At 63.5% G+C, this 5,673-nt stretch carries 10 protein-coding genes; 2 read left to right on the top strand and 8 right to left on the bottom strand.

Going from position 1 to position 5,673, the window contains the following annotated elements:
• Positions 1-430: 430 nt before the first annotated feature.
• Genes ACFWPX_RS11235 through ACFWPX_RS11225 form a run of 3 tightly spaced genes read right to left on the bottom strand, consistent with a single transcriptional unit; the run spans position 431 to position 2,029 of the window.
• Complete coding sequence (locus ACFWPX_RS11235; RefSeq protein WP_378927283.1) at positions 431-1,261, bottom strand: helix-turn-helix domain-containing protein; 831 nt, start codon at positions 1,259-1,261, stop codon at positions 431-433.
• On the bottom strand, positions 1,258-1,773 hold the full coding sequence (locus tag ACFWPX_RS11230) for a DUF6879 family protein (protein WP_378927282.1): 516 nt from the start codon (positions 1,771-1,773) through the stop codon (positions 1,258-1,260). The genes ACFWPX_RS11235 and ACFWPX_RS11230 overlap by 4 nt, the downstream gene beginning before the upstream one ends.
• Positions 1,745-2,029: a hypothetical protein gene (locus tag ACFWPX_RS11225; protein WP_378927281.1), complete on the bottom strand. Its 285-nt coding sequence runs from the start codon at positions 2,027-2,029 to the stop codon at positions 1,745-1,747. The genes ACFWPX_RS11230 and ACFWPX_RS11225 overlap by 29 nt, the downstream gene beginning before the upstream one ends.
• A 279-nt stretch (positions 2,030-2,308) precedes the next feature.
• On the opposite strand from ACFWPX_RS11225, the gene ACFWPX_RS11220 reads away from it, so the two are divergent.
• Both ACFWPX_RS11220 and ACFWPX_RS11215 read left to right on the top strand, forming a co-directional pair.
• Positions 2,309-2,431: a hypothetical protein gene (locus ACFWPX_RS11220; RefSeq protein WP_378927280.1), complete on the top strand. Its 123-nt coding sequence runs from the start codon at positions 2,309-2,311 to the stop codon at positions 2,429-2,431.
• The gene (locus ACFWPX_RS11215; protein ID WP_378927278.1) at positions 2,428-2,649 is read left to right on the top strand and encodes a hypothetical protein; all 222 of its coding nucleotides are present in this window, start codon (positions 2,428-2,430) and stop codon (positions 2,647-2,649) included. Before ACFWPX_RS11220 ends, ACFWPX_RS11215 begins: the two co-directional genes overlap by 4 nt.
• Before the next feature lie 320 nt (positions 2,650-2,969).
• On the opposite strand, the gene ACFWPX_RS11210 is transcribed toward ACFWPX_RS11215, so the two are convergent.
• The 5 genes from ACFWPX_RS11210 to ACFWPX_RS11190 all read right to left on the bottom strand — a co-directional run bounded on the left by ACFWPX_RS11210 (position 2,970) and on the right by ACFWPX_RS11190 (position 5,459).
• Entirely contained in the window at positions 2,970-3,212 is a 243-nt protein-coding gene (locus ACFWPX_RS11210; RefSeq protein WP_378927277.1) for a type II toxin-antitoxin system Phd/YefM family antitoxin, read from the bottom strand.
• 104 nt (positions 3,213-3,316) lie between these two features.
• Positions 3,317-3,592, bottom strand: a complete 276-nt coding sequence (locus ACFWPX_RS11205; protein WP_378927276.1) for a hypothetical protein — start codon at positions 3,590-3,592, stop codon at positions 3,317-3,319.
• 63 nt (positions 3,593-3,655) lie between these two features.
• The gene (locus ACFWPX_RS11200; RefSeq protein WP_378927274.1) at positions 3,656-4,495 is read right to left on the bottom strand and encodes a hypothetical protein; all 840 of its coding nucleotides are present in this window, start codon (positions 4,493-4,495) and stop codon (positions 3,656-3,658) included.
• 41 nt (positions 4,496-4,536) lie between these two features.
• A complete protein-coding gene (locus ACFWPX_RS11195) occupies positions 4,537-4,881 on the bottom strand; it encodes a hypothetical protein (protein ID WP_378927273.1) in 345 nt (114 codons plus the stop codon).
• A gap of 2 nt (positions 4,882-4,883) precedes the next feature.
• Complete coding sequence (locus ACFWPX_RS11190; RefSeq protein ID WP_378927271.1) at positions 4,884-5,459, bottom strand: YbaB/EbfC family nucleoid-associated protein; 576 nt, start codon at positions 5,457-5,459, stop codon at positions 4,884-4,886.
• Positions 5,460-5,673 lie beyond the last annotated feature (214 nt).

Raw genomic sequence — 5,673 nt, 5'->3', positions numbered from 1 at the left:
CCCCCCGCCCCACACCCCCCCCCCCACCCCCCACACCCCCACCCCCACCCCCCCCCAAACACCCACCACCGGGGGGGCTATACCCCCCACCCCACCCCCCCCCCCGCATCCGGCTTCGAATCCATGCAAAGTGTGCTTCATGCAGGAGGACCGCTCGCGCGAGTCTTCCCCAGGTAGGCAGTCGGTGATCAGCCAAGTCTGCCCAGCAAAAGGATCGAGGCCTAGCTCCTCTTGGAGCCCGGACGAATCCTAGCCCACTGTGCAGACAAGCCAGTAACGAACAGATCTACATGTACACAGACTGACAGCGCGAGCGCAGCCCTCACCATGACCATGCATCTCGGTGCGACAACCGGTGCCTAGTTTGCTCGCTCTCAGCGGGCAACCCGCGGACCCTGGACCTGGCCCACTTCTACATGGGTGATTGGCTTCACGGCCGTGTTTCCATGGCCCGCCGAATCAACAGCCGGGCGCAGTCGCCGGTGGCGGCTCGACGCGCAAGCGCGTCGAATGCGCGGAGGTAGATCAGGATCTCGCGCGGCTGGGTCACCCGCAGTTCCGCCGTGATCGCTTCCACCGTGGCGAGCTTCCGATCGAACAGGACGAAGTTCGTCGCCTGTATCGGCATCTCGGCTTTCGCTGGGATGATGCCCAGCAGCACCCTGGACAGGCCCGCCACGGCAAGCAACCGGTCCAGTTGGCCGACCATTACCGCGTCGTCGCCGACCGTCGTATGTAGGGCCTGCTCGGCGATGAGGATGTGGAACTTCCTTCTACCTGAGTACAAGAGCTGTTGGCGTTCGATCCGTGCAGCGACACCCTGATCTACGTCGTCGGGAGTTCGGTAGAACTCGACATAACGGCGAAGAACGGCGGTCGCGTAGTCGGCTGTTTGCAAGATGCCGGGGATGATCTGCGGTTGATAGATCCGGATCATCTCGGCCGACTCAGCTAGTTGTATGTTCGCCTTCTGCTGCCGGCGAGTGCCGGTGCCGAGGACCTTGCGCCACTCGGTGTAGGCGGTTTCGATTCCGTGCAACGTCGCCAGCAGATCGGCGAGCTGGTCAGCCGTGTGGGTATGCGCGCAGTAGGCGCGCAAGTCTTCGGAAGACGGTGTCTGTCGGCCATTTTCGATCTTCGAGACCTTCGACTCACCCCAACCCGCTAAGTCAGCCAGGGCGCGGCCGGAGATCCCCGCGGTGCGGCGAAGCTCCCGGAGCCTGGCCCCGAGAGCTGCCCGCGCGTCTGCCGGATTGGTCACCCGGCGAACTCTCCGAACGGAATAGCTACTTTCCACAGCCGGTCACGGATCCCCACGAAATGATCGACCACGACGGGATCGGTAGTAGACGCCAAGCCTGCCGGGGCTCCGCACTCGTCGGTCAGGTTGTAGACGACCTGTTCGTCATCGAACAGCCACGCATCATCCGGCGGGATCTCTCCCGCCTCGTGGCGTGGCACGTACCGGATGTCTTCGCCTGCTTCGACGTTATGGCCGGTGACCGACAGCAACCATCGCTGATAGACCGACAGTGGTGTGGTGACCACCCGAACACGGCTCACGCTCACACCGCGTTCGGTGGTTTTCCGCATGAGTGCCTGCCACGGTGTCGCGGTGTACGGCGCAGGCTCACCAGCAAGGAATGCCCGCAGACGCTCATCCTCGTCGGCGACGAAATAGGCGTCTCGGCACTCGAAATGGAACGCTGACCGTTGGGTCTCCCGGAACAGTCCGGGCCAGAGGTCAGGCTCGTCGTTGGGCCGATAGCGCACCGTAGAAGGTCCTTTCGAGCTTGGCGACCTCGATCGCCGACTCGTCGGCGGCGAGGGTCATCTGTGCGAGCGTGTCCGGGTCGGTGATCGGGCGCCCGGTGAGGACAAACGTCCCTCGGCCGGTGTCTGTCATCGGTGCCCCGACATAGGTGTCTGGTTGGGCGAAACCTAGGAGCAAGTGCGGGATTTCGACGGTTTCCGGTGAGTCCGTCTGCCATCCCTGCACCGCGTAGGTGTCGGTATCAGTGGCGAACAATGTTGGGCACCCGCCCGAGTCGCTGCCGCCATTTCCAAGGAACGTCAGGCGCATATCACTACCCCCTTGTGAGAACTTGCGCGAGCTTTCCCGCACTCTCACATAGTCCCACCGTCTCCCACTGAGTTCCACCTGTTCAGGCCAGTTGGAGCAAGTTTGAGAAAGTTCCTGTTCGGGTGGCTTATTCGGCTCATACCGTCAAAGGCAACGCTCCCGGCGGGTTTGAAACTACGAGTCCCCTCCGGGAGTGGAACCCAAAGAGCACCAAAGGAGGCCGCGATGCTCCCGCAGCTGACACCCAAGACCAAACGCCCGTACCCGATCGAGGTTGCGCCACCGACCGTGATCAGGCGCCTGCTTGCAGCGCTCGACGGCTGGCCGACCAGCAAGCGGACAGCATGACCAGCACCCCGAAAGCCCGGCTAGACGGCCTGTGCGAACGTGCAGCACGCCGTTCGATGACCGTCAAGCCAGCGCCGGAAGGCTGGGCACTCGCGAGCCCTTTCCGGACAGTCTGCATCGGAACTCTGGCCAACATCACCGACTGGCTGACTGCGGCGGAGCAGCGCGATCACGAACCGCTGCCGCTCAGCGCGGCCGGCGAGAGGGCAGACGGATGATCGTGTGCGGGTGGGTGATCGCGGTCGGCCTACCTGCCGTCGTGTTCGTGGCTGCCGTGTGGCCTAAGCGCGACCGGTGAAACGTCAGTGAGTTTGTTCGGCCCGGCTCGAGCATCCGAGTGCCAGGTAGCAACCGGCGCGGTTGCCTGAGCTTCCGTCCGCCCGCAGCCAGTAGGCGTCCACGCCGACCAGTTTCCGGATAGTCAGACCCCCGGTACGGGTCGTCACCGAGGTATGAACGCGGTGAGAATGCGATCGCATCCCGCTGTTCCAGATCACGCAGTTCACGCCGGGCCGATTCGTGGAACCGAACCCGTACTTCACCTACGCGCCTCGAAAAGGTCTGCGAGCACCTCGACCATGCTGACGGTCGCGTTGCCGTCGCCCAGCCGGGCTGCGGCTTCTCGTGCCAGCATCGCGTCTTCGGCATCGCCGACGGACAGCGGGACGATCGCGGCAGCCGGGGTGCCGTTGCGGAGAATGACCACTTGCTCGCCAGACTCAGCAGTATCGACGTATTTCGCCAGGTTAGCGCGTAGTTCACGGGCGCTGATCTCGCTCATACCAACAGTGTGCACGCTAGCGCCTACACACGAAGCCGCCATGAGTGATCAGGACAGCTCTGGCACAAGACATCCATGATGACGCGGTGGATCACCCAGCGCGATCACGCCCGGAGTAGCGCGGCGTCAGCAATCAAGTACACGCCGATCAACGCGTTGGCAGCCAGGCCGACGAGGGCGAGCCGACTGGCGGGAATCTGCGCGCGTCTGGACATCACGACCGACGAAATGCAGAGGCCGACGCCGATGGCGCAGGACACCGGCGCCGCAACCCGGGCACCCATAGCCACGGACAGAATTGCCATCAGCGTGAACACGGACCCGAAGATCGCGTCCTTTGCCCCGGGCCGTTCGGTCCTCGATCGGGTGCGGTTTCTCATCGTGTCTCCATCCTCGGACAGCCGACTCCCCAGCTGATGCGTTTGCCCCTACGTCAGTTTCAACTACGCGGGCTGAGGCTGCGGTTCGTCCAGTCCGGAGCCGCCGGTCAGAATTGCCCCCACCTTGGCGATCGGCTCCACCAGAGTCTTGAGATCGGTGAAGACCCTCTTCAGATCTCCCAACATCTCCGAGACGGTGAGGGTGTCTCGGGCGATACGCCGCAGCGCGGCGGGGATGACGTGCGCGGCACCGGTTCCGGCCGTTGCCAACAGTTCGATCGTCCAGCCGATAGCGGCGCCCAATAGATTGGCGATCACGTCGCGCACCAGCGTGCGCACGACATCGACCACCTTTGACACGGTTTCCATCGACTTTCCCAGCGTCGCAGCCATCCCGCTGGCGGCATCGATCTGATCGATCATGGTGGCGGCTTTGTCACGATATTTTCCGCCAGCTTCGCCCTGCCAGTCGTCGATATCCTGCTCCACACTGGATTTCCAGGAAGCACTGACACCTGACAGCGCGGTGGAGATCTTCGTCCAGGATTTGGCGTACGCCTCGACTATCTCGGGGTTTCCGGCCAGCTGATCCAACGACTGCCGTAGTGGCTCGATGTGGTCGAGCATCCATTTCGCCACCTGGCTACCGATGAACGCGAACGGGTCAAGGATCTTGTAGGCGACCTCCATGACCGTGCCCGCCATACCAACGATTCCGAGCATGGCGGTATCGACCTGCCCCGACGCGAAGTTCCCGTACACGTCCCAAGCGTCGCCCGCGATCGTGCCCTTCAGGATTCCCGGGGTGCCTGTCTTCGCATCCCCTTCGAGGCCCACATTCGAGAGAAACGACACATCCTCTTGGTAGTAGGCCTTGGTGGAGTCGGCTTTGTCGTCGATCAACGAATTGCTCGGCGCCTGTGGATCATCGAACCCGGCCATGGCTACCGGACTCCCTTCGACTCGGCTATTTCAGCCTCGAGGTCCGCCAAGCTCTTGCTGAACTTCCCGTCCATGTCCTCGACTGTCGACGCGACGGTGCGAAGGTTTCCCGGGAGCACGGCCACCGACTCCGCGAGTGTGCGGATAGCGGCCACCGTGACGGTGTGGATGTCGTCGTAGATCATCTTGACGAACGGGCGCGGTATCGTGCCGAACCCGTCGTCGGCCGAGCTCAAATACGTAGCGGCCTCCAGTGCCAAGGTCATTTTCGACATCAGGTCCGTCATCTTCGCCGCGTGGGCGCGAACTTCGTCGGGGTCGATCGAAAACGCTGCAGGGCTTCCCATGGTCAGACCAGCCATGACTTTCTGTTGAAGTACTCATCGTCGTCATCGGGCTCCTCGGGGATGACAACTCGATCGCGGTTCGGCTTACGACTCAACGGCGAAGCGGAATCGGGCGCCGCGGAAGGAGGGGTGGTTGGTTCCGAGGCGGGTGGCGGCACATACGCAGGCGGCTGGGACGGAGGCATCTCCGCTGATATCGCGCCGTCCATAGGTGCTGGATCAGGGAATCGCTCGGCATAACGGCCGACCATGTCCGATGCTGGTGAATCCTCGCCCACCACGTCATGAACCAGGTCAGTGACCCGACTACGCAGCTGTGCCTGAGCACGATGCAGGCATGCCATGATCTCCGTCGATACTGCTGCGGGTTCCATTCCACGCGTCGCCGCCGCTAGGTCGATCGCGGTCGGCACACCATTGCTGTCCACCGTCACCCTGACCCGACCATCGCTGCTCGTCGCGGTCACCGCGAGCGCGGCCATGGATCCCCGCAGCTCATCGAACTTCTTCGCAGTCTCTTCGAGCGACCCGGCGAATTTCCGCAAGTCGCCAATAGTCTCATCGAGTCTGTCGTCCACGAACTGCCCCCTCCCAGCTACAGAATGCCGCACACCATCCGCCATCGGCGCGGCGACGCTATCACACCTGTGACCGGGACAGTGAAGGCCCGATCCGACATCTCCGCTCGACAACGAAGAAGGGCCCGGGCGGGGGGTGCGGGGGGGAGCGCGGGGGGGGGCCCGGGATCTAACCCCGGGGCCCCCCCCGGGCGTGAGGCGCTGGCCGTGGGGC

It is taken from the genome of Nocardia sp. NPDC058518 (assembly GCF_042719655.1).
In the GTDB taxonomy this organism is placed as follows: Bacteria; Actinomycetota; Actinomycetes; order Mycobacteriales; family Mycobacteriaceae; genus Nocardia.
Note: the sequence above shows the minus strand (reverse complement) of the source record. Positions and strands in the feature narration are given on the sequence as shown.